Annotated in this window: 26 protein-coding genes; 23 read left to right on the forward strand and 3 right to left on the reverse strand. The window is 29.7% G+C overall.

Going from position 1 to position 26,357, the window contains the following annotated elements; genetic code table 11:
* The first annotated feature begins 9 nt into the window (after nucleotides 1–9).
* The 4 genes from D1815_RS16925 (at nucleotide 10) to D1815_RS16940 (ending at nucleotide 4,747) form a co-directional block, all read left to right on the forward strand.
* On the forward strand, nucleotides 10–1,449 hold the full coding sequence (locus tag D1815_RS16925) for a lipopolysaccharide biosynthesis protein (protein WP_120650602.1): 1,440 nt from the start codon (nucleotides 10–12) through the stop codon (nucleotides 1,447–1,449).
* Complete coding sequence (locus tag D1815_RS16930) at nucleotides 1,446–2,624, forward strand: glycosyltransferase family 4 protein (protein WP_118388413.1); 1,179 nt, start codon at nucleotides 1,446–1,448, stop codon at nucleotides 2,622–2,624. Before D1815_RS16925 ends, D1815_RS16930 begins: the two co-directional genes overlap by 4 nt.
* 57 nt (nucleotides 2,625–2,681) lie before the next feature.
* On the forward strand, nucleotides 2,682–3,482 hold the full coding sequence (locus tag D1815_RS16935; RefSeq protein WP_118388415.1) for an FkbM family methyltransferase: 801 nt from the start codon (nucleotides 2,682–2,684) through the stop codon (nucleotides 3,480–3,482).
* A 341-nt stretch (nucleotides 3,483–3,823) separates the two neighbouring features.
* Nucleotides 3,824–4,747 carry a hypothetical protein gene (locus D1815_RS16940; protein ID WP_158594524.1) on the forward strand — a complete coding sequence of 308 codons (924 nt, stop codon included), beginning with the start codon at nucleotides 3,824–3,826 and terminating at the stop codon, nucleotides 4,745–4,747.
* Here the strand turns inward: D1815_RS16940 and D1815_RS23730 are convergent, their stop codons facing one another.
* Complete coding sequence (locus tag D1815_RS23730) at nucleotides 4,748–4,978, reverse strand: hypothetical protein (protein WP_147404423.1); 231 nt, start codon at nucleotides 4,976–4,978, stop codon at nucleotides 4,748–4,750.
* Between the two features lie 466 nt (nucleotides 4,979–5,444).
* Between D1815_RS23730 and D1815_RS23735 the strand changes: the two genes are divergently transcribed.
* The 11 genes from D1815_RS23735 (at nucleotide 5,445) to purD (ending at nucleotide 18,548) form a co-directional block, all read left to right on the forward strand.
* Nucleotides 5,445–6,095 carry an O-antigen ligase gene (locus D1815_RS23735; protein WP_162897371.1) on the forward strand — a complete coding sequence of 217 codons (651 nt, stop codon included), beginning with the start codon at nucleotides 5,445–5,447 and terminating at the stop codon, nucleotides 6,093–6,095.
* Entirely contained in the window at nucleotides 6,092–7,138 is a 1,047-nt protein-coding gene (locus D1815_RS16950) for a glycosyltransferase family 1 protein (protein WP_118388421.1), read from the forward strand. The genes D1815_RS23735 and D1815_RS16950 overlap by 4 nt, the downstream gene beginning before the upstream one ends.
* Nucleotides 7,139–7,402: 264 nt before the next feature.
* Nucleotides 7,403–8,437 carry a GDP-mannose 4,6-dehydratase gene (gene gmd / locus D1815_RS16955; RefSeq protein ID WP_118388423.1) on the forward strand — a complete coding sequence of 345 codons (1,035 nt, stop codon included), beginning with the start codon at nucleotides 7,403–7,405 and terminating at the stop codon, nucleotides 8,435–8,437.
* Complete coding sequence (locus D1815_RS16960; RefSeq protein ID WP_027394443.1) at nucleotides 8,421–9,329, forward strand: GDP-mannose 4,6-dehydratase; 909 nt, start codon at nucleotides 8,421–8,423, stop codon at nucleotides 9,327–9,329. Before gmd ends, D1815_RS16960 begins: the two co-directional genes overlap by 17 nt.
* 234 nt (nucleotides 9,330–9,563) lie before the next feature.
* On the forward strand, nucleotides 9,564–10,757 hold the full coding sequence (locus tag D1815_RS16965; protein ID WP_027394442.1) for a glycosyltransferase: 1,194 nt from the start codon (nucleotides 9,564–9,566) through the stop codon (nucleotides 10,755–10,757).
* Entirely contained in the window at nucleotides 10,750–12,090 is a 1,341-nt protein-coding gene (locus D1815_RS16970; RefSeq protein WP_027394441.1) for an undecaprenyl-phosphate glucose phosphotransferase, read from the forward strand. Before D1815_RS16965 ends, D1815_RS16970 begins: the two co-directional genes overlap by 8 nt.
* A 25-nt stretch (nucleotides 12,091–12,115) precedes the next feature.
* Nucleotides 12,116–13,435: a UDP-glucose/GDP-mannose dehydrogenase family protein gene (locus D1815_RS16975; RefSeq protein ID WP_118388425.1), complete on the forward strand. Its 1,320-nt coding sequence runs from the start codon at nucleotides 12,116–12,118 to the stop codon at nucleotides 13,433–13,435.
* Nucleotides 13,432–14,412, forward strand: coding sequence for a UDP-glucuronic acid decarboxylase family protein (locus tag D1815_RS16980; protein WP_118388428.1), 981 nt, complete (start codon nucleotides 13,432–13,434; stop codon nucleotides 14,410–14,412). The genes D1815_RS16975 and D1815_RS16980 overlap by 4 nt, the downstream gene beginning before the upstream one ends.
* A 6-nt stretch (nucleotides 14,413–14,418) precedes the next feature.
* Nucleotides 14,419–15,771: an exopolysaccharide biosynthesis polyprenyl glycosylphosphotransferase gene (locus D1815_RS16985; protein ID WP_118388430.1), complete on the forward strand. Its 1,353-nt coding sequence runs from the start codon at nucleotides 14,419–14,421 to the stop codon at nucleotides 15,769–15,771.
* Nucleotides 15,772–15,908: 137 nt separating this feature from the next.
* Nucleotides 15,909–17,174, forward strand: a complete 1,266-nt coding sequence (locus D1815_RS16990) for an O-antigen ligase (RefSeq protein ID WP_035086053.1) — start codon at nucleotides 15,909–15,911, stop codon at nucleotides 17,172–17,174.
* A gap of 102 nt (nucleotides 17,175–17,276) precedes the next feature.
* Nucleotides 17,277–18,548 (forward strand): phosphoribosylamine--glycine ligase, encoded by a 1,272-nt coding sequence (gene purD / locus D1815_RS16995; RefSeq protein ID WP_118388433.1) that lies wholly within the window; start codon nucleotides 17,277–17,279, stop codon nucleotides 18,546–18,548.
* A 112-nt stretch (nucleotides 18,549–18,660) separates the two neighbouring features.
* On the opposite strand, the gene D1815_RS17000 is transcribed toward purD, so the two are convergent.
* Nucleotides 18,661–18,894, reverse strand: coding sequence for a hypothetical protein (locus D1815_RS17000; protein ID WP_027394435.1), 234 nt, complete (start codon nucleotides 18,892–18,894; stop codon nucleotides 18,661–18,663).
* Between the two features lie 182 nt (nucleotides 18,895–19,076).
* On the opposite strand from D1815_RS17000, the gene D1815_RS17005 reads away from it, so the two are divergent.
* From D1815_RS17005 to D1815_RS17025, 5 genes are read left to right on the forward strand one after another with little or no spacing between them, the layout of a single operon-like run.
* Nucleotides 19,077–19,928: a DUF6427 family protein gene (locus D1815_RS17005; RefSeq protein ID WP_240337529.1), complete on the forward strand. Its 852-nt coding sequence runs from the start codon at nucleotides 19,077–19,079 to the stop codon at nucleotides 19,926–19,928.
* On the forward strand, nucleotides 19,886–20,554 hold the full coding sequence (locus D1815_RS17010) for a hypothetical protein (protein ID WP_118388438.1): 669 nt from the start codon (nucleotides 19,886–19,888) through the stop codon (nucleotides 20,552–20,554). Before D1815_RS17005 ends, D1815_RS17010 begins: the two co-directional genes overlap by 43 nt.
* Before the next feature lie 11 nt (nucleotides 20,555–20,565).
* Nucleotides 20,566–21,561, forward strand: coding sequence for a DNA adenine methylase (locus D1815_RS17015; protein ID WP_118388440.1), 996 nt, complete (start codon nucleotides 20,566–20,568; stop codon nucleotides 21,559–21,561).
* 5 nt (nucleotides 21,562–21,566) lie between these two features.
* The gene (locus D1815_RS17020) at nucleotides 21,567–22,175 is read left to right on the forward strand and encodes a DUF4254 domain-containing protein (RefSeq protein ID WP_118388442.1); all 609 of its coding nucleotides are present in this window, start codon (nucleotides 21,567–21,569) and stop codon (nucleotides 22,173–22,175) included.
* Between the two features lie 10 nt (nucleotides 22,176–22,185).
* Nucleotides 22,186–23,262 (forward strand): glycosyltransferase family 9 protein, encoded by a 1,077-nt coding sequence (locus D1815_RS17025; protein ID WP_233557642.1) that lies wholly within the window; start codon nucleotides 22,186–22,188, stop codon nucleotides 23,260–23,262.
* Nucleotides 23,263–23,349: 87 nt separating this feature from the next.
* On the opposite strand, the gene D1815_RS17030 is transcribed toward D1815_RS17025, so the two are convergent.
* Complete coding sequence (locus tag D1815_RS17030) at nucleotides 23,350–24,405, reverse strand: ferredoxin--NADP reductase (RefSeq protein ID WP_027394427.1); 1,056 nt, start codon at nucleotides 24,403–24,405, stop codon at nucleotides 23,350–23,352.
* 203 nt (nucleotides 24,406–24,608) lie between these two features.
* On the opposite strand from D1815_RS17030, the gene D1815_RS17035 reads away from it, so the two are divergent.
* The 3 genes from D1815_RS17035 to D1815_RS17045 are packed head-to-tail and all read left to right on the forward strand — an operon-like array spanning nucleotide 24,609 to nucleotide 26,297.
* Nucleotides 24,609–24,947 (forward strand): PadR family transcriptional regulator, encoded by a 339-nt coding sequence (locus tag D1815_RS17035; protein WP_118388444.1) that lies wholly within the window; start codon nucleotides 24,609–24,611, stop codon nucleotides 24,945–24,947.
* 1 nt (nucleotide 24,948) lies between these two features.
* On the forward strand, nucleotides 24,949–25,680 hold the full coding sequence (locus D1815_RS17040; RefSeq protein WP_118388446.1) for a hypothetical protein: 732 nt from the start codon (nucleotides 24,949–24,951) through the stop codon (nucleotides 25,678–25,680).
* Nucleotides 25,677–26,297 carry a hypothetical protein gene (locus tag D1815_RS17045; RefSeq protein ID WP_118388448.1) on the forward strand — a complete coding sequence of 207 codons (621 nt, stop codon included), beginning with the start codon at nucleotides 25,677–25,679 and terminating at the stop codon, nucleotides 26,295–26,297. The genes D1815_RS17040 and D1815_RS17045 overlap by 4 nt, the downstream gene beginning before the upstream one ends.
* Nucleotides 26,298–26,357: the final 60 nt, after the last annotated feature.

The following is a 26,357-nucleotide window of genomic DNA, read 5'->3' on the forward strand; positions in this document are numbered from 1 at the left end:
CTTAATGAGTTGAGTCAAAAAAAACTTCTTAAAAATTCTGGAATTTATAGCATTTTAATGCTACTTCAAAAAGGGATTAATTTTATTCTAATCCCTGTGCTGACAATTTATTTGTCCACATATGATTATGGAGTTGTAGCAATTGTTATTGCAATTAATGCCTTTCTGAATGTCTTTTATTTACTATCACTTCCCGGTACGCTAAATAGGTTTTATTATGAGTTTAAAGATGATCAAAATAAGGTAAAAAAACTGTTTGGGACTATAATTACTTTTGTTTTACTGAATAGTTTTGTAGTTACATTAATTATCTTTTTAGGCAGAAAGTGGTTATTACTACCATTTTTAGAAGACGTTGATTTTTTTCCTTTTATGGCTCTTGGTTTGGTATCTGTTATTTTTAACCCTTGTTATACTATATATCAGAGTTCATTACAATCAAGACAAGAAGGAGTTCGTTTTGGAAAAAATAATGCAATATTTTTTTTGGTAAATATTATTTTACTACTAACAAGTGTAATTTTTTTCAATATGGGTGCTAAAGGAGTTTTGGGGTCTTTAGCAATAACTAATGTTGTTTTCTTTATCTATACTTTATCAAGGTTTAGGAAAGATATAACCTTTGGAATTGATGTTGATATACTTAAGAAGTCTTTAAAATATGCCTTTCCATTAATCCCCCATACCTTATCAGGAGTTACGACAATGCTTATTGATAGAATAATCATTAATAAGTTGTTGAATACATCTTTAGTAGGTATTTATAGTATCGGTAATAACTTCGGTAGTATTGTTTTTTTAATTGCTTCAGGAATAAATCAAGCTTTTGTTCCCTGGTTTAATCAAAAAATAAAGGATAATAGCCAAAAGTCAATTCCAGAAATTGCAAAATTGATTATTGTTTTTTATTGCATAGTCGCTTTGGGATTATCTTTTTTCGGTAAAGAAGTAATAATGTTAATTACACCAAAAGAATATCATATTTCTTGGATTGTAATACCTTGTATTGCATTTGCATTTGTATACCACGGTGTGTACTATTTTTTTGCAAGTGCTTTGTTTTACGATATTCAAGGTCGAGGAAATCGAATTATACCAGTATTTACAATATTAGCAGCTGTGATAAATATCATTCTAAATATTATATTAATTCCTCGGTACGGAATTTTTGGAGCAGCAGTAGCGACGTTGATAGGTAAATTTTTATTATCAGTATCGCTTAGTTTTTTTTATAATAGGTTTGTCGAAATACAATACCAAGTATTCTATATGATCTTTATACCTTTAGGGTTTTATGCTTTATCACTTGTAAGTTATATATCCTATGCCCAAATCTATCATTTTTTAAGCATAAAAATCATCATCTTTGTTGTTGTTCTGGTTTTTTGCTTTTTGTTTTTCAAGAAAGAAATCAAAACTTTGTTCAAAGAAAAGAAAATATTTAGTTGAAGGTTTTAATTGTCAATACATTATATCAGCCATTTAAAGTTGGAGGTGCAGAAATCTCTGTTCAGACGATAGCAGAAGGATTGTATAAAAGAGGAATTGATGTTGCTATTTTAACCCTAGGAAAAAATGAGGAAGAAGTATATGTAAATAAGATACCAGTATATAGACTTGCATTAAAAAATGTGTTTTGGCCTTTTGATCAGGTAGATCAGTCAAAAGTTAAAAAACTGAAATGGCACTTTACGGATATATATAATAAAAAATATAATACTAGTTTTCTTAAAATAATTAATGAGTTTGATCCTGATATTATCCACACCAATAATCTAATGGGTTTCTCTGTTTCCATTTGGGATATAGCTAAGAGTAAAGGAATTAAAGTTGTACATACACTTAGAGATTATTATTTACAGTGTCCTAAAACCAATAAGTTCAAGAATGATAATTGCGAAAAACAATGCATGGAGTGTGTGTGTTTTTCTGTTATAAAGAAGACTAAGTCTCAATCTGTAGATAGTGTTGTTGGAATCAGTAATTTTATATTAAAGGATCACCTAGATAAAGGATATTTTAAACCTTCAGCTAAAAAAGTAATTTATAATGGATTTGATACCACAAAAGAGATATCATTGAAATCGAATTTTAAGAATCAAACTTTTTTGAAGTTTGGTTTTATTGGGCAGGTAAATAAAGCTAAAGGAATTGAGATTTTAATACAAGTTCTGGCGGGGTTTAGGGATTATAATAATTGGAAACTATATATTGCCGGCAGAGTAGAATCATCATATAAAGATTTTTTATTGTCTTTTTTACCAGATGAAAAAGTCGAATTTATGGGATATGTAAAACAGGAAACTTTTTTTAATACTATAAACGTTTTGGTTGTACCTTCTCTATGGGAAGAACCATTTGGAAGAGTCGTATTAGAGGGAATATTAAGTAATGTTCCTGTTTTAGGAAGTAACAAAGGAGGTATAAAGGAAATATTAAGTAATAATTCTAAGTTTACTTTTAACCCTTTAAATGAGGATTTAAAAAACACACTAAAATTAATAATAGAAAACCCAAAGGAGTTAAATACATTTAACTTTGATATGGATTACATTTATAGGTTATTTTCTTTAGAAAGTATGATTGATCAATATATAAAAGTATATGAGGAATTAAAAAATTGATTCATCTCCCTTTGTGAAAGAACAGTTTTAAACAAATACAACGAAAGAATTAGAGTAATGGTAAAAATTAAAAAACGGATAAAAAATTCATTACCCAACAGTGTTGTCGCTTTATTAAGAAATATAAAATTATTTCCTAAAAATGTGATGCTTATTTCTGCAGGATTTTATTTCACCTATTTTATTAAGAAATATAAGAATAACGGTGTTTCTATTACAATACCATTCTCACTAACAGACTTTAAATTTAGAGGACGTTTTGTTTTTAATAATTACGAGACTGAAGAGGCAGAATATCTTTCTAAATATTTGCCTCCTGATGCGACAGTAATTGAGTTAGGTGGATGTTTAGGTTTTGTATCCTGTTTAACTAATAAAATACTTAAAGATAAGAGGAAGCATATAGTTTTGGAGGCGAATCCAAATTTGATGCCCTGGATTAATAAAAATAGAGCAGATAATAATTGCTTTTTTTCTACTGAGAATGCAGTAATTTCAAAAGAACAAGAAATCCAATTCTACATTCACGATTTAATTGTAGGAGGAAGTATTAAAAGAAAAACGGGAAACCACGTTAATATACCGGGTATTACATTTGATTTATTACAAGAAAAATATAAACTTACTTTTGACACCTTGATTATGGATATAGAAGGAGGTGAATTAGATCTTTTTAGAAGTCAAAAACTAGAAATTGAAAAATTTAAAATGATTTTTTTCGAAGTTCATCCGTTTGCAGGTATATTAACTAATGAAGAAGCTCAAGAATGTGAAGATATTCTCTCTAGTCTAAATTTTAAATTGATTAAAAGAGATGGGCATTTTCAAGTTTGGGAAAAGTTACCTTCAAGTCATTAAGTAGGATATAAAAATGTAAATTTACCAAAATTTAGTCGTTTCAGATAAGTTTAATAATATGAGGATTAATGAAAATTAGTTTTAATCTAGAAGGTGTCACTTTTTACATAGTACTTCTATTAGGCATTTTCAATTCGGTTTTTCGTTTTTATCTATTAGACACCCCGTTTTCCCCTATTGTTTATATTGCTCAGCTATTAATGCTTATAGTTGTTGGTATTCATTTTACATATTTTTTGAATCAAATTAATGTCAAGAGAATTTTTCTATTATTGGCAATTATGATTTTTTTAGCATTTTTAGTAGGTATAATTTATACAAATACCCTTCTTCAGGTGTTTATGGGAATTTATATTTTGATTCCTCTTTTTTATGGCTTTGTAATGTATCCTTTTTTTGAAAGAATATTAAATAATAAAAACTTCTATACGATTATATTAATTATAGGAATTGTGGGTGTATTGCTTAATGTTATTTTTATTTTTCCTTGGGAAGGTTTTAAGTACGAGGTTTATGGAAAGACAATTGAAGGTAATCGTTTTTGGACATCTCTAGGAACAAGAAGGCTTTCTGGACTAGGGAGATCTTCATTCGAAACAGCCGGATATATACTTTTTCTAGGGATCATGTATATATTAAAGAATTTTAGAATTAACCTTGTCTGGATATTAGCAGGTATTGCTATTTATTTTACAGATACTAAAGGAATTTTAATTGCATATATTCTTATTTCGTTACTAGTACTATTTTGGAATTATATTTCAGATTATTCAAAAAAAATTGGATTGATTACTATATTGTGTATTAATCTTGCGCTTCCCTTACTTGCTTGGTCATTTTCTATTGATGATATTACTAGCATTAAGTTTTTAAGATCTTTTGAAATGAGGTTAGAGGGTACTTGGCCAGAAGCTTATAAATTAATTTCAGAATCAGGAAATATATTGACAGGAAGAGGCATAGGAGGGATAGGAGTTCCTCAAAACTTTTTTGAACCAGAACTGTCCCATCCAGGTGATAATTTATTTGTATATCTAATAGCGATTTTTGGTATAGGAGCGTTCGTTATATACGGTTTTTTGGTTAAAGGCGTTTACAATAAGGAAGTAACGAAAACGGAAGCATATAAATTATTCTATATACTCTCAATTTATGTGTTTGGGTATGGTGTAACTACAAATGTTATTGAATTACCGGTGATGAGTATATGTCTTGGATTGGTTTTTAGATATTGGGTAGATGATAAAAATTATGAAGTTAACTAGCTATAGACACCTTTTTGGATTAGAGTCAGGATTTAGTATTAATAGTCTATTTTTAATATGTTCATATTTTTTATCTATTTTTCCAATACTATCCTTTGGAATTAGATCTGTAATTATTGCTGTTTGGAGTTTTTTAGGAACCTTATGTTTGATAAGGAGTTCTTCTTTTCCATTTATAAGAACAGATAAAACAAGTAGGTTATTAATCATCTTTTTATCCACATCTTTCATTTTTTTAATTTTTAGTTTGTGGTATACGGAAAACATCTCCGATGGAGTAAAAAGGTTGATCCGAATGTTTCCTATAGTATTGATCCCTATAATATTTTATTTAAATAAAGAAATTTTTACAGAACAAAGAATTGATTGGATTACTAGTTTATTTTGTTTTTCAGTAATGATTTTTGTTTTGTATCAGGTTATTTGCTTAGGGTTTAATTTTGATATATTAACAAATGATCTCAGTTTGATAGAAATTAAAAGAAACAACTTACATCATTTAAATAATATAAGTCAAGATCAAATTCAACAAGTAAAAATAAGGAGATTAAGGAATTTTATCACTAAACTTGTGGATTCACATCCTATTTATCAGGGTTTATGGATATCCTTTGTTGTCTACTTTAATTATCATAAACTTAGATTTAATTCAAATTCCGTTACACAAAAAATCTTTAGAGTTTTTATAATTTTATTTATGTTTTTTTGGATGGTTTTAATTTCTTCAAGAATGCCTTTGATAGCACTTTTTATTGCAGGAATTATGACAATGATAATATTCAAACATTTTAATCTTAGGAAGATGATTTTGTTAGGATGTATTTCTTTAGGATGTTTTTTTATTTTATTAGTTACTTTCAAACCTATGCAAACAAGGTTTGAAGAAGTTTTAGATAATATTTTTGTTTTTCCAACAAAAGGGAATGATATATACAATTACAATTCTACAAATGTAAGAACAGGTATTTATTATTGTTCAGGAATTGTTGCAAGAGATAATTGGTTGTTTGGATTAGGAGTTGGAGATATTCAAGAAAATTTATCCAAATGTTATGATCAAAAAATAGGTGCTAAAATTTATCAATGGAAGGATTATAATTCGCACAATCAATATTTGTTTTTTTTGATTAGTTCAGGAATTATGGCATTATTTTCTTTTTGTTGTTTTCTGTTTTATTGTTTTAGAAAAGTAATAATATCAAGAAGTAGTCATTTATTTTATGCTTTGACAGTCATATGTATTGTTATGCTTACAGAAAACATAATTTCCCGTTCGGACGGGGTTTTATTTTTTGGTTTATGTGCTTCACTTATTCTGTTATCCTCTAAAAATAAAATAGAAATATGATTTATATCAATGCTAGATTTTTAACACAAAAAGTAACAGGTGTTCAAAGGTATGCTATTGAAATATGTAAATTATTACCGAAGGAGATTTTAGGAAAAAAAATAGTCTTTCTAGCTCCTCGAAAAGCGATGTTAAATCCTCTTTTTAAGGAATTTAATAGTATTGCTGTAGGAAAATTAGAGGGTCAGTTATGGGAACAAATAGATTTACCTTTCTTTTTAAAAAGAAAAGGTGCTCCTTTGCTAATCAATTTTGTGGGAATTGGACCTGTTAGGTATAAAAATAAAATCATGATGGTTTATGATCTTGCGTTTAAGCATCATCCAGAGTGGTTTTCTAAAATTTTTCAATTGACTTATAATTTGTTTATACCTAGAAGTTTAAAAAATTCAAAACATATCATTACTGATAGTAAGTATGTAAAAAATGATCTTATTAAGACCTATAACATTTTATCAGAGAAAATTAATGTTGTATATGCTGCACCGTCATCAATATTTGTACAAAAACAAATAAGTAAAGAACCTATAATTTTAATGGTCTCTTCTTTAGACCCTCGGAAGAACATGATACGGGTAATTAAAGGTTTTAATGAATTGGATATCCCGCATAAGTTGATAATAGTTGGAGCGAGAGGAACTGCCTTTTCGGATTTAAAAATTCCTGACCTAAGAAATAAAGAAAAGATAAAATTTGCTGGATATTTAAGTGATGAAGAATTGGTTGAATTATATAATAAAGCAGAGCTGTTTGTTTATCCATCATTATTCGAAGGTTTTGGTATTCCTCCATTAGAAGCACAGAAATGTGGTACTCCATGTTTGGTTTCAAATGTGACCTCATTGCCTGAAGTTTATCAGGATTCTGTAGCATATTGTAACCCGAACAGTGTTTCTGATATTAAAAATAAAATTCTTGAAGTATTAAATAATAATACTAAGAGGGATTTTTTAGTGTCCAAAGGTTTTATAAATGCAAATAAATATACTTGGAATAAATCAGCAGAAGATTTTATTTTGATTATTAGAAATAATATAAGCTAATAATTAATTAAGACTACCAATATTGGCTAGTAATCAAAATGAAAAAGAATTAATATATGGGAACTATATAGTTAGAAATTCCCAGAGCAAGAATAAAGTATACAACTTGTCAAAGTAAGTGCGTATTATTATTTTTATGGCATTAGAAAGATTCTTCTAACATATGGTTTCTTTTCGATACTAAAATACTCTGTTCTGAGTTTACCTTAAAAACATAAACTTTTGGATAACTGTAGTTTATTGCGTACAAATTAGAAAAATATAATGAAAAAAGCTATAATCACTGGGATTACTGGTCAGGATGCGGCATACTTGGCTGAGTTGCTATTAACGAAAAACTACAAGGTGTATGGAACATACCGAAGAACAAGCTCGACTAATTTTTGGAGAATAGAGGAGTTGGGAATAGAAGATCACCCTAATCTTCATTTATTAGAATATGATTTGATTGATTTATCGAGTGCATATAGAATAATTGGAGAAGTAGAACCAGATGAAATTTATAATTTGGCTGCCCAAAGTTTTGTAGGAGTTTCCTTTACGCAGCCAATAGCTACTGCTAATATTACAGGAATAGGTGCTTTAAATTTATTGGAAGCGATTCGAATAATAAACCCTAAAATTAAATTTTATCAGGCATCAACTTCAGAAATGTTTGGAAAAGTTAATGCAATTCCTCAAAATGAAGAAACTCCATTCCACCCTAGAAGCCCCTATGGAGTAGCTAAAGTTTTTGCACATTGGTCTACTATAAATTATCAAGAATCATATAACCTGTTTGCAACTAGTGGAATTTTATTTAATCACGAATCTCCATTGAGAGGTAAAGAATTTGTGACAAGAAAAATTACAGATGCTGTAGCCAAAATATATTTAAAAAAACAGGATGTATTGGAGTTAGGAAATCTTAACGCTAAGAGAGATTGGGGATATGCAAGAGAATATGTAGAGGGGATGCATATGATGTTACAGGCACCTGTTGCAGATACTTATGTATTGGCAACAAATCAAACAAAAACTGTTAGAGACTTTGTTACTTTATCATTTAAGACTGTTGGTATCGATATAGGTTGGGAAGGAAGTAATGAAAATGAGGTTGGAATTAATTTAAAAACACAAAAGGAAATTGTAAAAGTAAATCCACAGTTTTATAGACCGGCAGAGGTAGATCTTTTAATTGGAGATGCATCAAAAGCAAAAGAAAACTTAGGTTGGGAAACAAAAACTACTCTTGAAGAACTTGCGGAAATGATGGTAAAAAGTGATATTAAAAGAAATACTAATGGCGGATCATTTTAACAAAAAAGTTTTTATCACTGGTATTACTGGTTTTACCGGTATGCATTTAGAGAAGTTCTTTATAGATCAGGGCTGGAGCGTATTCGGAACAAGTTTTCAAACATCAAAAAATAAAAATCATTTTTTATGTGACATTACTAAAAAGGATGAAATTGATAAAATCATAAGAGATTTACAACCAAATTATATAATACACACTGCAGCTATTTCTTTCGTTGGAGATGTTAATCAAGAGCAAATGTATACGGTTAATATTTTCGGAACATTAAATCTTTTGAATGCTATTGTAGAATCCAATTTAGATCCTGAAAAGATAATTATTGTAAGTAGTGCTTCGGTATATGGAAGTTCTGGTCATACACTTTCAGAAGATTTATGCCCCAATCCAATTAATCATTATGGAAATAGTAAATTGGCTATGGAAAATATGGTTAAAGCTTATTTTTCTAAACTTAATATTATTATAACTAGACCATTCAACTATACAGGTGTTGGACAATCATTGGAATTTCTTATTCCTAAAATAGTATCTCATTTTAAGAATAAGAAACAAACAATTGAACTTGGAAATTTGGACGTTTATAGGGAGTTTAATGATGTTGATTATTTAGTGAATTGTTATTATAAGTTATTGTTGTCAGAAAATAGCTCAGAAATTGTGAATATTTGTACAGGAAGAACGAATACGATAGGGGAAGTACTTTTTTTTCTTGAAAAAATATCAAATCACGAAATAGAAGTTAAAGTAAATCCAAAATTTATTCGAAAAAATGAAATAAAAATTTTGAAAGGAGACTCATCTAAACTATTTAGTTTTATAGGAAACTTATCAAAAAATTATAGTTTGGAAGACACATTGATAAAAATGTTTAATTCAGAAACTAATAAGTAATGATTTGATTTTCAATTTTACAAAAAAAGCACAATTAAATATGTTTTTACCCCTAAAGAAGTGTGATTTATTTGAATACTTCATTTCGTATCAAATTCCTTCTAATATGACTAAATTGCCTTAACTTTGTTTAATTAGAGTTTTTCAAGCATTCGTTAATAATAACGGTAATTCTTTTATTTGTAGCTTTTTAGTAAAACTTTAAATTCAATAATTAATTTACAAATGTTGAAAATGAAAAAAGCTTTAATACATGATTGGTATACACAATATAGCGGTGCTGAGAGATGTATTGAAAGCTTTACAAATATTTGGGATGACTTTGATCATTTTACCTTAATCGATAGCTTAACTGATGAGCAGAGAGAAAAAGTTCTTAAAGGTAAAAAAACAAATACCTCTTTTATAGAAAAATTGCCATTTGGTAAAAAAAAATATCGTTCTTATTTACCTTTGTTCCCGTTGGCGATTGAACAATTTGATTTAAATGAATATGACTTGATTATTTCTTCGTCATCAGCAATATCAAAGGGAGCGTTGACCAGACCTGATCAATTGCATATAAGTTATGTTTATTCGCCAATTCGGTACGCTTGGGATTTATATTTTCAGTACTTAAAAGAAAGTGGACTTAATAAGGGGATAAAGGGTTTTATAGCGAAATATTTTCTTCATAAACTTAGAATTTGGGATGTAAGTACTGCTAACAGACCAGATCATTATATTGCAATTTCTCATTATATCGCTGCAAGAATAAAAAAAATTTATAATAAAGAATCAATAGTGATTTATCCGCCTGTGGATACAAAATCTTTTACAATATCAGACAAGAAGGAAGATTATTATGTTACATGTTCTAGAATGGTGCCTTATAAAAAAATAAATTTGATAGTAGAGGCGTTTTCTAAAACAAACAAGAAGCTTATTGTGATTGGAGATGGTCCAGATTTTAAAAAAATAAAGAAGCTGGCTACTTCAAATATTGATTTAATGGGGCATATTGAGAAAACAGCAATGATTGAAATATTAAGAAAAGCTAGAGCTTTTGTTTTTGCAGCGGAGGAGGATTTTGGGATAGCGCCAATTGAAGCGCAGGCTTGTGGAGTTCCTGTTATAGCTTTTGCAAAAGGAGGGGTTTTAGAAACAATTAAAGGTTGTTTTATAACAGATAATTTAGTGGAGGAGAATACGGGAGTTTTTTTTAAAGAACAGACTATTGGCTCATTACTTGGAGCAATTGAATTTTTTGAAAGACATGAACAAGTTTTTGATAAGTACATAATTCGTAAGCAAGCGGAGGTTTTTAGTAAAGAACGGTTCGAAAAGGAATTTAAAAAAACAATAGAACAGCTATATAATTGTTGGAAGAATAAGATGAATGATGATAGTTTAATTGAGGAGAATCACGAAAAAAGTATTTATGAATAAAGGTGGATATTCAAAATATATAAAGCCACTTTTATACGGTATAGACCTATTAATTGTTTCTTTTTTGGCATATTTTCTTTTAACCAAAAATTTATTGGATATAGGTTTTATAATTTTATTTTGGATTATATTGTCCTTTCTGATTTCTGTATATGCGATATATCGGTTTACCAAAATTCCTGAAATAATCTCTTTATTATTAAGACAATCCGTAATAATAGTCTTATTAATATTGAGTTACTTTTATCTTTCAAAATCGAATGTCCATTGGTCGAATGTTTTATACTTCTTTATTTGGTTATTTATTGTACTCAATATTTGGAGGATTTTCTTGTATGAAATCTTTAAAAAATACAGGATTATTACTGGAAGTAATTATCGTAATGTTATAGTGATCGGGTCCAATGAATCTACAAAGAGATTAATGAATTTTTTTGATACTATGCCAGGGTATGGTTATCGATACAAAGGTTTTTTTACGGATCAATTTGATGAAGATAAAATAGGAACGATTGAACAAAGTTTTAGTTATATTATAGAAAAAGAAATTGATGAGGTTTATTGCTCATTAAATGAATTAGATAACGATCAGGTAAAAAGCTATATAGAGTTTTGTGATGTTAATATGAAAAATCTAAAGTTTTTACCGGATACTAAAGAATTATTTTCAAAAAATTTACATTTAAATTATTATGATTTAGTTCCAGTATTATCTTTGCGCCAAATTCCGTTAGATGATCCGGTTAAAAGTTGGGGTAAAAGGTTGTTTGATTTTGTATTAGCTTTATTTGTTCTATTACTCATACTTTCTTGGTTAATACCTGTTTTAGGGTTGATTATTAAATTAGAAAGCAAAGGCCCAGTTTTTTTCAGTCAAAATAGGCCGGGAATAAAAGAAAAGGGTTTTTTTTGTTATAAGTTTAGATCGATGCGTATGAATTCTAAATCTGAGAATTCTGCAACTAGAAATGACCCACGCATTACAAAAGTAGGTGAGTTTATAAGAAGAACTAGTATTGATGAGTTACCTCAGTTTATCAATGTATTATTTGGTGATATGTCAGTGGTTGGTCCTAGACCTCATCTATGGAAACAAAATGAACTTTACAGCACAAAAATTTCTAAGTACATGGTTAGACATTTAGTAAAACCTGGAATAACTGGCTTAGCGCAGGTAAAAGGATATAGAGGTGGTATCGAAACTAATGAAGATATTGTGAATAGGACTAAGTATGATATCTTTTATATAGAAAATTGGTCCATATTACTAGACATTTATATTATTGTACAAACAGTGGTTAATGTTTTTAAGGGAGAAGATAAAGCGTATTAATTTGTTAAAGGGATAAAAAGAATAGATGAAGATATCGGTAATAGGAACGGGTTATGTTGGATTAGTTACAGGAACTTGTTTAGCTGAGACAGGTAATGAGGTTATTTGTGTTGATATAGATGAACAGAAGGTTCAAAAAATGCGGGATGGCGAAGTTCCTATTTACGAACCTCATTTAGATGTATTGTTTGAGAGAAATATCCAAGCCAATAGGTTACAGTTTACAACTTCTCTAAAAGAAGGAATAGATCACGGAGAAATTATCTTTTTAGCCTTACCTACTCCAGAAGATGAGGATGGTTCTGCTGACTTATCATATGTCTTAGGGGTTTCAAATGAAATAGGTAAAATTATTTCAGAATATAAGGTCATTGTAGATAAGAGTACTGTTCCCGTTGGCACTGCAGAAAAAGTTCACAAAGCTATATCAGTAAACGCAAAATGTGATTTTGATGTAGTATCTAACCCAGAATTTTTAAGGGAAGGGTTTGCCGTTGATGATTTTTTGAAGCCGGAACGAATTGTTGTTGGCTCTTCATCTAATAGGGCTACGGAGCTTATGCAAAAGCTATATAAGCCTTATGTTAGATCTGGTAATCCGATATTGATTATGGATGAAAAGTCTGCAGAATTAACTAAATATGCAGCAAATTCATTTTTAGCCACGAAGATTACGTTTATGAATGAAATAGCTAATTATTGCGAGAAGGTAGGTGCTGATGTCGATATGATTCGTAGGGGTATGGGAACAGACTCTAGAATAGGAAAGCGTTTTTTATTTCCAGGGATTGGTTACGGTGGTTCTTGTTTTCCTAAGGATGTTAAGGCATTACATAAATCCGGAAAGGATGATAATTACGATTTTAAAATATTAGAATCTGTAATCGAAGTAAATCAAAAGCAAAAAGTAGCGTTAATTCCAAAAATCACGAATTATTTTAACGATGATCTTAAGGGCAAAACTTTTGCTATTTGGGGACTGGCATTTAAACCTGAGACAGATGATATCCGAGAAGCACCTGCGTTAGATGTAATAGAAGTTTTATTGAGCAAAGGAGCTAATGTAAGAGCTTTTGATCCTGAAGCTATGGATAATGTAGCTAGGAAATATGAAAACAAAATTACATTTTCAAAATCAATGTATGAAGTTTTGGATGGTGCAAATGCTTTAGTGATATGTACGGAGTGGAGTATTTTTAGGACTCCGGATTTTGATAGAATAAAGAATAATCTTATAAATCCAGTTATCTTTGATGGTAGAAACTTATATGATCTTACAGATCTGGAAAAAGAAGAAATTACATACTTTTCTATTGGAAGAAAAGATATTAAAATTATAAAATGAAGAAAGTTCTAATTACTGGAGCAGCTGGTTTTCTAGGGTCACATCTTTGTGATCGTTTTATTAAAGAAGGGTATCACGTTATTGGAATGGATAATTTGATAACAGGTGATTTAAAAAATATAGAGCATCTCTTTAAATTAAAGAGTTTTGAATTTTATGATCATGATGTTTCAAAGTTTGTTCATATTCCAGGTGACTTAGATTATATATTACATTTCGCTTCTCCAGCAAGCCCAATAGATTATCTTAAAATTCCTATTCAAACCTTGAAGGTTGGATCTCTTGGAACACATAATCTACTCGGTTTAGCTAAAGAGAAAAATGCAAGAATTTTAATAGCATCAACTAGTGAGGTATATGGTGATCCATTAGTTCACCCTCAGACAGAAGATTATTATGGCAATGTGAATACTATTGGACCACGTGGAGTGTATGATGAGGCAAAGAGATTTCAGGAATCTATAACTATGGCATACCATACGTATCATAAAGTAGAAACAAGAATCGTACGTATTTTTAATACATACGGACCTAGAATGCGATTAAATGATGGAAGAGTGGTTCCAGCCTTTATTGGACAAGCTTTAAGAGGAGAAGATCTTACCGTTTTTGGTGATGGTTCTCAAACACGTTCTTTTTGTTATGTCGACGATTTAATAGAAGGAATTTATCGATTACTGTTTAGTGATTATGTATATCCCGTTAATATTGGAAACCCAAATGAAATTACAATTAGTGATTTTGCAGAAGAGATTATTGGACTTACCGGTACTGATCAAAAGGTAATTTACAAACCATTACCAGTTAATGATCCTTTACAAAGACAACCTGATATAACGAGAGCAAAAGAAATATTGGACTGGGAACCAAAGGTTGATAGATCTGAAGGAATGAAGCAAACCTTAGAGTATTTTAAGAGTCTATCTAAGGAAGAGTTATATAGAAGTGAACATAAAGATTTTTCATCTTATTCTTAATATCTAATGCATCATAAAAGAGGAGGATATTCATATTTAATTAGGCCAATACTTATTGTAATTGATCTAATTATTTTATTAGTTTCTTCTTTTTATTTTTTAAATGAAATTGTTACTAATCAACTTTATATTTTTTTATCAATTGTTTGGTTGATTTCTTCTTACTTATTAAATTTTTATGAAGTTTATCGATTTACTAAGATAGTTACAGTTGTTTCGCTTTTGCTCCGGCAAGGGCTATTAATTCTTATACTTTTATATGCTTACTTCGGATTATTAAAAATAAATTACTTTTCCGTAAAAGATACTTTTGATTTCATTGTAATAACTATTTCTTCAGTAGGTGTTGTTAAGGTGATTACATATTATGCTCTTAGAAGATATCGTTCTTATTTGGGCGGAAATAATAGAAGAGTAATTATTATTGGGAATAATAAAAGTGCTCAACAATTAAAGATGTTTTTTGAGAAAAGAAAAGATCTAGGTTATCAGGTCTTAGAGGTATTTTCAGATCAACTTAATAGTAAAATTGAGGATAGTTTTGAGTTTTTAAAAAATGAGGATGTAGATGAAATATATTGTTCAATAGATGAAATTTCTGATGAAGTGGTAAATGAATATGTAAAATATGCAGATCAGAATTACAGTGTTCTCAAGTTTATACCCAATTCGCAACGTATTTTTTCTAAACGTCTTAAAACCGATTATTATGAATACTTACCTGTTCTATCAATTCCAGAAGTATCATTAAACAGCGCAACAAATAGAGCTATTAAAAGAGGTTTCGATATTGTTTTTTCTTTATTGGTTATCATTTTGGTGCTTTCATGGTTAATTCCTTTGTTATATATTTTAATAAAACTAGAATCTAAAGGCCCATTAATTTATAGCCATAGACGTAATGGAATTAATTACAAAGAATTTGTTTGTTATAAATTTAGATCAATGAGAGATGAAAATTTTTCTGACCTTGTTCAAGTTAAAAAAGAAGATCATCGAGTTACCAGAATAGGTCGTTTTATAAGAAGAACCAGTATAGATGAGTTACCACAATTTTTTAATGTGCTTTTTGGTGATATGTCTGTTGTAGGACCGAGACCACATATGATTTCATATACCAAGGATTATGGTAAAAGAATAGATAAATATAATTTTGTGTTCCGCCATTCAGTAAAACCAGGAATTACAGGAATGGCACAAGTAAAAGGATATAGAGGAGAAGTTGAAAATGATGAGGATATTGTTAATAGAATCAAGTACGATATTTTTTATATAGAAAATTGGTCATTATTGTTAGATTCAAAAATTATAATTGATACAATATTAAATCTCATCAAAGGACAAGAGAAAGCATATTAGTGAATTTGTAATTAAATTAAGAGAAGGTAAAAACTAATGAGGTCTTATTTTCTAATAGCTTCTTATACAAAACAATTTATCCAATAAACTGTGCTAAAAAAGTGAGATTAGATAAAAATATATATACCCTAACTGAAATGTTTTACAAACATGACGATAGTTTGGTACTTACTATTTTTTGGAATAGTTTATATATAGCATTTCTTCTATTACCATTAGGAATTAATCTCCCTACCCCATTTTTTATTGTTTCTATAGGCCTTGGAATAGTGAATATTTTTCAATCAAGGAAGAAGTTTGTTTTAGAGAATAAAGCCCTATTATTATTCCCTTTGTATTTTATTATAATGCTATTTAGTTTAATATATACAGATAATATTTTTGGTGGATTAAACTTACTACAACGATCTTTATCGTTGCTTTTGTTTCCTGTAATTTTTCTTTTTGTAAAAGAGGATGCGTCTTCTGTAAGAAAGTTATTTGATTTTTTGCTTTTAGGATTGATTATCTCATTTTTCATAAATTTTTCAATTGCAATTTCCCATTCAATGTCAATAATAAAAGGAGGGTTTTCTTTAGAAATTTCAATGGCAGATCTCAATACTTTTTTAGATGCAATTATAAATGGATGGAACTATTTTATTGGTGATGAGTTCTCTAAGCTAATTAACCCTAGTTATCTCTCATTATATATATTATTAGTATTAAGTTATTATTTAAAAAACAGTTTAGATACAAAATTGAGAACTGCGATCGTTCTTGTATTATTTCTATATCTGTTTTTGTTGGCTTCTATAGCAGCATATATGATCCTTACGGTAATGTCTTTACTTTTGATTTTTAATATTTCTGATAAAAGTAGAAAGCATACAATGATTATTATGTTCCTTTTAGGAATTTTAGTGTTTGTCAATAATCCTCGTGTGTTTGATTTTTATGCAAAAGTTAAAGACTTTGGAATGACAATGGAATATGCGAATTCTACTTCAGAAAAAGCAAGACTGTTATCTTGGAAGTCTAGTGCTGAACTAATTAAAGAAGCACCACTATTGGGATATGGAATTGGGGATGCAAATGATGTGTTAATTAAAAAATATAAAGAATTAGGGTACATCTATAATTTTGAAAATAAGTATAATGCTCATAATCAGTTTCTTCAAACATTACTTCAGACAGGAGTAGTGGGATTAGGAGTGTTAATATTCATTTTTGTTGTTTTGGCAATACGTATGAAAAGAAGTCGAAATGAATTTTCAGTATTTTTAATATTATTTGTTTCACTTGTATTCGAATCCATGTTGGTACGATTTAATGGGATTGTATTTTTCTCTATTATAATGCCATTATTACTTAAGAAGAGAAGCATTTTAAGCAGCAGAATCATACGTAATACTCCGGTATAATAGTTTAAAAATGTAAAATAGACCACGAAATTATTAGCAAGAAAACAGCTAATGAACTATTTTTGATCGCATAAAATTTAGCTATCATATAATCGTTTGAAAATGAATATTTTAATATTAGGATCTGGAGGAAGAGAACACACATTTACTTATAAAATTGCTCAGAGCAGTTTATGTAAAAAATTATTTGTTGCCCCAGGAAATGCAGGTACAGCTGCCATTGCAACGAATGTGGCAATATCAGTTACAGATTTTGAGGCGATCAAAGCTCTTGTTTTAAAAGAAGAAATAGAAATGGTTGTGGTAGGACCAGAAGATCCTTTGGTACAAGGAATAACGGATTTCTTTTCACAAGATGATGAACTAAACAAAGTTGCTGTTATTGGACCATCAAAAGAAGGAGCTAGGTTAGAAGGTAGTAAAGAGTATGCTAAGGAATTTTTGTTTAGACATAATATACCAACTGCAGCATATCAAAGTTTTACAGCAGAGACAGTTAAAGAAGGGAAAGAGTTTTTAGAAACATTAAATCCGCCATATGTTTTAAAAGCGGATGGTCTTGCTGCTGGTAAAGGAGTTCTTATTCTTCAAGATATAGACGAAGCTAAAAGAGAACTTGAAAATATGCTTACGAACAAAAAGTTCGGTGCTGCAAGTGAAAAAGTAGTGATTGAAGAATTCTTAGATGGAATCGAATTAAGTGTTTTCGTACTAACGGATGGTAAAAACTATGTTACGTTACCAACGGCAAAAGATTACAAACGCATTGGAGAAGGAGATACAGGACTTAATACGGGAGGAATGGGAGCAATTTCTCCGGTTCCTTTTGCGGATGATGTTTTTATGAATAAAATAGAAACTCAAGTCATCAAACCAACAGTAGAAGGTTTAGTAAAGGAAGAAATCGATTATAAGGGCTTTGTTTTTATTGGATTAATAAAGGTAGGTGATGATCCTAAAGTAATAGAGTATAATGTAAGAATGGGAGATCCAGAAACGGAAGCGGTGCTACCTAGAGTAAAAACGGATTTAGTATCCTTATTTAATCATGTATCAAATCAAACTTTGGATCAAATAGATATCGATATAGATCCTAGAAGTGCCGCAACCGTAATGACGGTATCAGGAGGATATCCAGAATCATATGATAAAGGAAAGGAAATCACGGGTGTTGATAAAATAGCTGATTCTATTGTCTTTCATGCCGGAACTAAAATAGAAGCTGATAAAGTGGTTACTAATGGTGGACGAGTTATTGCTGTAACTTCATTCCATGATGATTTTAGAGAAGCACTTAAGTTATCATATAAAAACATCGAAGAATTGCATTTTGATAAAATGTATTATAGAAAGGATTTAGGATTTGATTTATAGAGTTTTCTATTTAAATCAAATCGTATAAAAAAAGTCAAGTGTTTAAGAACACTTGACTTTTTTATGTAAAAGAGGATAAATTTCCTCAATATTTTATTCTAATAAATAGATATTATGGTTTTAAAAATGAGTGAGCTTTTGGATCTCTATCTTCTTCGTCATTGTCGTTAAACTTCTTTAATTCCTTCATCCAATATAAAAAAGCTACAAAACCAATAAGCATAAACATCCAATTTATGATATTCGCAGCACTCCAGCTCTCTAATTCTAAAGCTCTTAGAGCATCCATTGGAGCTAAAAGCAGATCTACAAATAGGGATTGTATCGCTTCAAAAAAATCTTTCATGATATGATCTTCGTTTTCATTATAAAAAGCTAACTAAAAACTTTTTATAAATTAGTTATATTATAATTAAAAACAATAATATATTGTTTAGCGCAAAAATATAAAAAATAGTAGTGTTATCAAGCTTTTTTAATAAATCAAAACCAATTAATTTTATAATTGTTGCATTATACATGTTTGTAATGTATATAATAGCGCATTACCGAAATGGTATCGACTTGGATTATTTTAAAATTATGATCTTTTTTGCTAGTTGTGTTGCATATATCCTCACGATGCTCATATTAAATCATGTTACGCAAAAGAATGATTTAACATATAAAAGTACAAACACAATATTACTATTTGCTTTTCTAACGGGGATTTTGCCAATGTCATTAGTTAACCCTAGTGTTCTGTTGTCAAACTTATTTGTTATTTTGAGTATGAGAAGTATACTAAGTTTAAGAAATGGCAAGTATGTTAAATCTAATGTTTTAAATGCTTCTTTATATATTGGTTTGGCTTCTTTAGCCTATTTCTGGAGCATAGCTTTTATTGTCATAGTTTTTTTGGGAGTATTATATTTTGAATCTAAAAATTATAGGAACTGGATAATTCCGTTTATAGGGTTACTAACCGTCTATATGTTATCCAATTGTTTTACCTTATTATTTTATGATTCATTCTTTGCTATTACTGATTATGTAGCGCCAATATCGTTTTCTTTCGAAGGATATTTTAGTGATCAAGGATTCTTTTCAATTGGAGTACTAATAATTTGTATACTGTTTTTTTTAACAGTGTATTTGATAAAATATAGCAGAAAACCAACAAAATCAAAACCTATTTTAAAACTTATTATTGCACAATTATTGATTTCATTAATTGTTGTTATGATAGCTCTGCATAAAAACACTTCTGAAATGATTTTTATAGCGGCTCCATTAGCAATTATTGGAACAACTTACTTAGAGATTGATCATGGAAAATTTGTAAAAGAAATTAATCTTTGGGTGTTTCTATTATTGCCATTTATGACGCTGTTATTTTGAAAGATCCTTATCTAGATATTATAGAATCAGAATTACAACATAGATTATCTATTAACTGTGAATGGAATAAAAAGCAAAATCATCTTTGGGATGATTATGGTAATTTTATTTATACTACGGTAAAATGGGAAAATGTAGTTTCTAAAATTTCGAAGTCGGCAATTAAGTATAAAGTTAAAGAGGAGGAATTTTTTAATTATACTATAAACCGATGGTATGACTACTGGAGTGATATAGCGATAGAGCTAATTTTATCAAATTCGAGAAATATATTTTCAACCGATAATGATGGAAACAAATTATTTGATTTTAAAATGATTGTCTTTCCTGAAGGTTTTGGGAAATCGTTGCAGTATACAAGAGAAAATTCTAAAGAATTAATGTACTGGTTAGCTAATAGTTCAAGTCAACAACCAAAAAAGAATTCAGAAAATATCATTTTTATAGTTTTATATGCAGATGATCATGAACACTGGAAATTAAAAGCACAAATCTCTTGGCTTAGAGATATAATCTCGGTATATGTTGCTACATTTGATGATTCAAGATTATTTAGACTACAATTACAACCTTATCAAATCAGTAAGATTGGTTTGATTTGGGCTGTTAAGGGACAAGCAAATTGACTTAATAAACGATGAATTATATCGGCTCAAAATACAAACTCTCTAATTTTATTAGAACTTCTGTTTTTGAAACAGTAGGCGCTGATTTAGAAGATAAAGTTTTTTGTGATCTTTTTGCAGGAACAGGTGTAGTTGGAAGAAGTTTTAAAACTATTGTAAAACAGGTGATTGCAAATGACCTGGAGTATTATAGTTATGCGCTAAACCGGAATTATATTGGAAATAGCGAAGAGATTAATTCTTTGGATTACATTGCAGAATTAAACCGCTTGCAAGGAAAAAAAGGTTTTGTCTACAATAATTATTGTAACGGAAGTTTGTCTGGACGTCAGTATTTTAGTGATGATAATGGACTTAAAATTGATGCGGCAAGAATACAAATTGAAAAATGGAAGGATAGTAAAGAAATTGATGAAAATACCTATTATTTTTTACTAGTATCACTTTTAGAAGGAGCCGATAAAGTTGCTAATACGGCCTCTGTATATGCATCATATCTAAAGGGCCTAAAAAAAACTGCTCAGAAAAATTTAGAGCTCGTTCCAGCAAATTTTGACTTCACAGAAAACAAGCATCTGGTTTATAATGAGGATAGTAATATATTGATAAAGCAAATAGAAGGAGACATTTTATATCTTGATCCACCGTATAATGCTAGACAATATGGAGCCAATTATCATATACTAAATACTATTGCAAAATATGATACCTTTGTCCCAGTTGGAAAGACTGGTTTAAGACCTTATCAAAGATCTAATTATTGTAAAAAAGGTTTAGTAGTAAAGGTTTTTGAAGATTTAATCAAGAATTCGCAGTTTACTTATATTTTTCTTAGCTATAACAATGAAGGTTTAATGTCTGAAGAAGAAATAAGACAAATTATGGAACGTTATGGTAGATACGATTTAGTAACTACAAAATATAAGAGGTTTAAAGCGGATAAAACGGAAAACAGAAACCACAAAGCCACAGAAACAAAAGAATATTTACACATCTTAGAAAAATAAGTATAATGTTTACAGATAAAGCAAACAAAATTTTTAAAGAAGTTATAGACATGTATCATGTGATTGATCGTGTAGATCAGGAATTTTCAAATCCATATGATAGTAAATCACAACAAATAGAACATTTGTTATATAGAAAATGTTGGATTGATACCGTACAGTGGCATTATGAAGATATTATTCGTGACCCAGAAATTGATCCGATCGCAGCTTTAAAACTAAAAAGGCAGATTGATGCATCTAACCAGGACCGTACGGATATGGTTGAGTATATCGACAGCTATTTTTTAGAAACATATAAAGATGTTATTCCTAAACAAGATGCTACGATCAATACAGAAAGTCCGGCTTGGGGAGTAGATAGATTATCGATATTAGCGCTTAAAGTATATCATATGCATGAAGAGACTGTTAGAGAAGGTGCATCGGATACTCATAAGGCTGCTTGTCAAAAAAAGTATAATGTATTATTAGAACAGCAAGTAGATCTTTCTACAGCAATAGATACCTTGCTTACGGATATTGAGAAAGGTGATAAGTACATGAAGGTTTACAAACAGATGAAAATGTATAATGATGATGAGTTAAATCCGGTTTTACGAGGAGAAAAATAGTAATGTTTTTTTGAATAAAGTAAAAAATATATCAAACAAAAGCAAAGCCCTTTCAGAGGGATTTGATGCTCATATTCTGGTTATTAGGCTTTCTGCAATGGGTGATGTGGCTATGACTGTGCCTGTATTACGAACATTTAGAGCAATATACCCGACTGTAAAAATAACTGTGCTAACGAGAAAATTTTTTGAACCAATTTTTACCGGAATTGATAACTTAGAAGTGTATCACGGCGATGTTAATGGGAAGCATAAAGGTATTTTTGGATTGTCAAAGCTATCAAAGGAATTAAGAGGCCTGGGGATAACAGCTGTGGCAGATATGCATAATGTACTACGATCTAATGTACTTAAGAATTTTTTCTCTCTTCATGGGATAAAAGTAGTACAAGTAGATAAAGGAAGAGCAGAAAAAAAGGCGTTAACCCGATCAAAGAATAAAGAATTTAAGCAATTAAAAGCAACGCATCAGCGGTATGCAGATGTTTTTGGTAAATTAGGATATCCTATTGATTTACGAGAGCATTCTTTTCCAGAAAAAATGGCATTAACCCCAGAAATTCTAAAGTTCACAAAGAAGTCTACTAAAAAGTGGCTAGGAATTGCTCCCTTTGCTCAATATAAGAGCAAGGTATATCCTTTAGAGTTTATGATTGAGGTAATTGAACAACTCGATCAAGGTGATATCTATGAAATATTCCTTTTTGGTGGCGGTAAAAAAGAGATTGACTTGCTTAATAATATTGAAAGCAAATATAAAAACGTGATCAATATTGCAGGTAAGTTATCTTTTGAAGATGAGTTAAAACTAATTGGAAATTTAGACGTAATGTTATCCATGGATAGTGGTAATGCACATTTAGCGGCCATGTATGGGATTCCTACCATAACACTTTGGGGTGTTACTCATCCATTTGCTGGATTTATGCCTTTTGGACAACCTATGGAAAATGCTATTCTTCCTAATTTAGCAAAGTATGATCAAATCCCTACATCAATTTATGGAAACAAAGTTCCCGAAGGATATGAAGATGTGATGAATACTATTGAACCCGAAACTGTGGTTAATGCAATACTTAAATTGTAGACGTTTTCGCCGAATTACTATAAAGCCATAGAGTATGTAGCATCAATTTTTAAAAAGAAAAACCTTACTTATTTTCTAATTGATAATTTAAACATCATCAAAATCTACTTTTATAGAAGAAGAGGTTGGATGCGCCTGACAAGCTAGTACCAAACCTTCAGCAAGTTCTCCATCGGTAAGAATACTATTTTTTTCCATTACAGCAGTACCATCAGTAATTTTACAAATACACGAACTACAAACACCACCTTGACAAGAATAAGGAGCATCAATATCTTCTTCTAAAGCGGCGTCGAGAATGGTTTTTTTCTGATCCATAACAAAACTAAACTCTTCATCATCAACCAATATAGAGATACTAGTTTTTCCATCTAAAACAGCATCAACTTCTGTGTTAGAAGTACTACTACTGGTAAAAAGTTCAAAATGAATATTGTACTTAGGGATTCCGTTTTCTAATAAAACATCTGTTACTGTATTGATCATTTCTTCTGGACCACACAGGTAGAATGCTTGGAAGTTTGTGTCTTTAAATTTGTTCTTGGTGATATAGTTGATTGTAGATTTTTCTATCCTTCCAAAACGGGCACCTTCTTCTTGACTTCTACTGTAGAAAAATTCGATAAATAATCTATCAGGATAATTTGCCTGTAGTGATAGAAGTTCTTTAGAAAAAATTGTTTCTGTAGGAGTCTGATTACCATATACCAAAACAAAATTACTATTAGGTTCCTCTTCTAGAACACTTTTAATCATACTCATTACAGGAGTGATTCCACTACCAGCAACAAAGGCGGCATAACTATGAGTTACAGTTGGATCTGATTTTAGGGTAAAATTACCTTCTGGTGTGTGCACATCTAGTGTGTCACCGACTTGTAATTTATTATTTGCTATTGCGGAGAAAGTTCCGTTTTCGATCTCTTTAACCGCAACACGAAGAGAATGACTTTTTGGAGAGCTACAAATAGAGTACGCCCTCCTTATTTCCTTACCTTCAACTTGAGTTTTGATAGTTATATATTGACCAGAAATAAAGGAATAATCGTTTTTTAACTCTGAAGGAATATCGAATTCTATGGAAACAGCTTTTGGAGTTTCTCTAGTAATGTTTTTTATAGTAAGCGTATGGAAATCTGACATAGCAATTAGGTATACTTTAAACTGAACTCTTAATAATTAAGTTTTCAGTTTACACTTTAATAGTAATTAATCTTTTACAAATTATTTTGCGCAAAAATAACAAATGCATTATTGCATATAATGGTTTTGACATAATTTTATATACCTAAAAAACTTATGCATAAGAAAATTATGTATATATTTGCGTTCTAATATTTGTAATAATGGGCAATTCTAAGTTATATAAAGGTAGTTTGAATACTATTATTCTTAAACTTTTGGAAGAGAGTGACAAGATGTATGGGTATGAGATTACCCAAAAAGTAAAAGAAATTACTAAAGGAGAATTGAACATAACCGAAGGTGCCTTGTATCCTGCATTACATAAACTAGAGGCAGAAGGATTGTTGGATGTGGAAATGCAAAAAGTAGATAATCGTCTTCGTAAGTACTATAAACTCACAGAAAAGGGTACAAAGGAAACTGCTAATCGGTTAACAGAATTAGAAGAATACATCCGCACTATGCAAACCATTATTAACCCAAAATGGAGCATAAATTAATATGAGCAAATTAACCAAAGAACAGATTAAGTTTATAGAAGAATATCTAATATCTAATAAGGTAAAGTATTGGGATATTCGAATAGAATTATTAGATCATATTATTTGTGAAGTTGAACAAAGATTGCAGCATAATATTTCTTTTGAAACTGCGATGGAGCAAATTCATAAAAGCTTCGGCAATAAAGTATCTTTTTATGCTTGGGATATAGGTGTAAATAAATCAGGAAAATCTATTTATGAAGATAGTAGAGGGTACAAAAAGTTATTGATAGAAAAGAGAAAACATATTACAAAAAAGATTCGAAGAACGAATCTTGAGGTTGCTAAAGAAACTCTAAGAGATTATAAGGTTATGATTCCTTTTTTGGTAGCGGTTGGTTTGATTTTTTCTTTTGCAGAAGGAATAGGGTGGAAAATGATGTTTCTCGGAAGTGTCATTTTAATGTTGATTCCTTGCATTTTTGTCTGGGCTGATCAATACAAAAAAAGAAAAAATCAATCCCTTAATTTAGTAGTCTATTCTGGCTGGCTGGGATTAATGATTTATTTTCCCAATTTCTTAAATATTTTTAAACAAATAGATCCCAATATAATACACACAGATATCTTTTTGTATTCGTATACATTATTTACTTTGATTGCAGTTTTCTTCACTTTTGTGAATTTTAGAGGGTATCAAAAAATGGAAAAAGAATATAGTCAACACTATAAATTATTATCGGAATCATGAAAAAACTTACTATTGAAGACATACAATTCATAGATACGTATTTATCTAATTCTGATATTCACTATGAAGATATACGAATTGAAATGATAGATCACGTAGCTTCAGAAATAGAAAATTCAATGAATCAAGGAGATAACCGAGATTTCTATGATATTTTTAAAGACTATATGATAGAAAATAAAGCTTCTTTAGAAAAACAAGGAAGTAGACCGTTTAACTCTAAAATTTTTAAAAGTGTATGTAAAAAATTTCTAAGAAACTTATATTCTTGGCAAGTAATACTTGGTAGTGTACTGTGTTTTTGGATTTTCAATAGCCTCTATAAGTATTTTCATATTGATGGTTTTATAATTACTTTTTTTCCAACGTTTTTGATGGCTTTAGTTGGTCTTATTCCTATTGTAGTTTTTGGTAAAAAGAAGTTTTCTTTTATTGGAAATTTTGTGGTTTTGGTATCTATCTTTTTTTCGTTTAACTATTATTTTATTCCTTATTTAGACGAACCTTCATTGTTTTATTTTGTCAATTTAGTGATTATGTCCATATTTTTTGTTTGTAGTTTAAAAACAATGATTTCATTAGTGATTTATTATAAAAAACGCTTTCAACTGATATAACAATCTGTTCTTCTGCCCTTAAAATGCATAGTTTTTTAACTTTTCTTTCACTGTTTTTGT

This window comes from Aquimarina sp. AD1, from assembly GCF_003443695.1.
GTDB lineage: Bacteria > Bacteroidota > Bacteroidia > Flavobacteriales > Flavobacteriaceae > Aquimarina > Aquimarina latercula.

What these genes read in the sequence shown, in the direction of transcription:
- D1815_RS16935 (WP_118388415.1), top strand. Translation starts at nt 2,682, where the DNA reads ATGGTAAAAATTAAAAAACGGATAAAAAATTCATTACCCAACAGTGTT.
- D1815_RS16940 (WP_158594524.1), top strand. Translation starts at nt 3,824, where the DNA reads ATGGGAATTTATATTTTGATTCCTCTTTTTTATGGCTTTGTAATGTAT.
- D1815_RS23730 (WP_147404423.1), bottom strand. Translation starts at nt 4,978, where the DNA reads ATGAAAGATGTGGATAAAAAGATGATTAATAACCTACTTGTTTTATCT.
- D1815_RS23735 (WP_162897371.1), top strand. Translation starts at nt 5,445, where the DNA reads ATGTTTTTTTGGATGGTTTTAATTTCTTCAAGAATGCCTTTGATAGCA.
- D1815_RS16950 (WP_118388421.1), top strand. Translation starts at nt 6,092, where the DNA reads ATGATTTATATCAATGCTAGATTTTTAACACAAAAAGTAACAGGTGTT.
- gmd (WP_118388423.1), top strand. Translation starts at nt 7,403, where the DNA reads ATGAAAAAAGCTATAATCACTGGGATTACTGGTCAGGATGCGGCATAC.
- D1815_RS16960 (WP_027394443.1), top strand. Translation starts at nt 8,421, where the DNA reads ATGGCGGATCATTTTAACAAAAAAGTTTTTATCACTGGTATTACTGGT.
- D1815_RS16965 (WP_027394442.1), top strand. Translation starts at nt 9,564, where the DNA reads ATGAAAAAAGCTTTAATACATGATTGGTATACACAATATAGCGGTGCT.
- D1815_RS16970 (WP_027394441.1), top strand. Translation starts at nt 10,750, where the DNA reads ATGAATAAAGGTGGATATTCAAAATATATAAAGCCACTTTTATACGGT.
- D1815_RS16975 (WP_118388425.1), top strand. Translation starts at nt 12,116, where the DNA reads ATGAAGATATCGGTAATAGGAACGGGTTATGTTGGATTAGTTACAGGA.
- D1815_RS16980 (WP_118388428.1), top strand. Translation starts at nt 13,432, where the DNA reads ATGAAGAAAGTTCTAATTACTGGAGCAGCTGGTTTTCTAGGGTCACAT.
- D1815_RS16985 (WP_118388430.1), top strand. Translation starts at nt 14,419, where the DNA reads ATGCATCATAAAAGAGGAGGATATTCATATTTAATTAGGCCAATACTT.
- D1815_RS16990 (WP_035086053.1), top strand. Translation starts at nt 15,909, where the DNA reads ATGTTTTACAAACATGACGATAGTTTGGTACTTACTATTTTTTGGAAT.
- purD (WP_118388433.1), top strand. Translation starts at nt 17,277, where the DNA reads ATGAATATTTTAATATTAGGATCTGGAGGAAGAGAACACACATTTACT.
- D1815_RS17000 (WP_027394435.1), bottom strand. Translation starts at nt 18,894, where the DNA reads ATGAAAGATTTTTTTGAAGCGATACAATCCCTATTTGTAGATCTGCTT.
- D1815_RS17005 (WP_240337529.1), top strand. Translation starts at nt 19,077, where the DNA reads ATGTATATAATAGCGCATTACCGAAATGGTATCGACTTGGATTATTTT.
- D1815_RS17015 (WP_118388440.1), top strand. Translation starts at nt 20,566, where the DNA reads ATGAATTATATCGGCTCAAAATACAAACTCTCTAATTTTATTAGAACT.
- D1815_RS17020 (WP_118388442.1), top strand. Translation starts at nt 21,567, where the DNA reads ATGTTTACAGATAAAGCAAACAAAATTTTTAAAGAAGTTATAGACATG.
- D1815_RS17030 (WP_027394427.1), bottom strand. Translation starts at nt 24,405, where the DNA reads ATGTCAGATTTCCATACGCTTACTATAAAAAACATTACTAGAGAAACT.
- D1815_RS17035 (WP_118388444.1), top strand. Translation starts at nt 24,609, where the DNA reads ATGGGCAATTCTAAGTTATATAAAGGTAGTTTGAATACTATTATTCTT.
- D1815_RS17040 (WP_118388446.1), top strand. Translation starts at nt 24,949, where the DNA reads ATGAGCAAATTAACCAAAGAACAGATTAAGTTTATAGAAGAATATCTA.
- D1815_RS17045 (WP_118388448.1), top strand. Translation starts at nt 25,677, where the DNA reads ATGAAAAAACTTACTATTGAAGACATACAATTCATAGATACGTATTTA.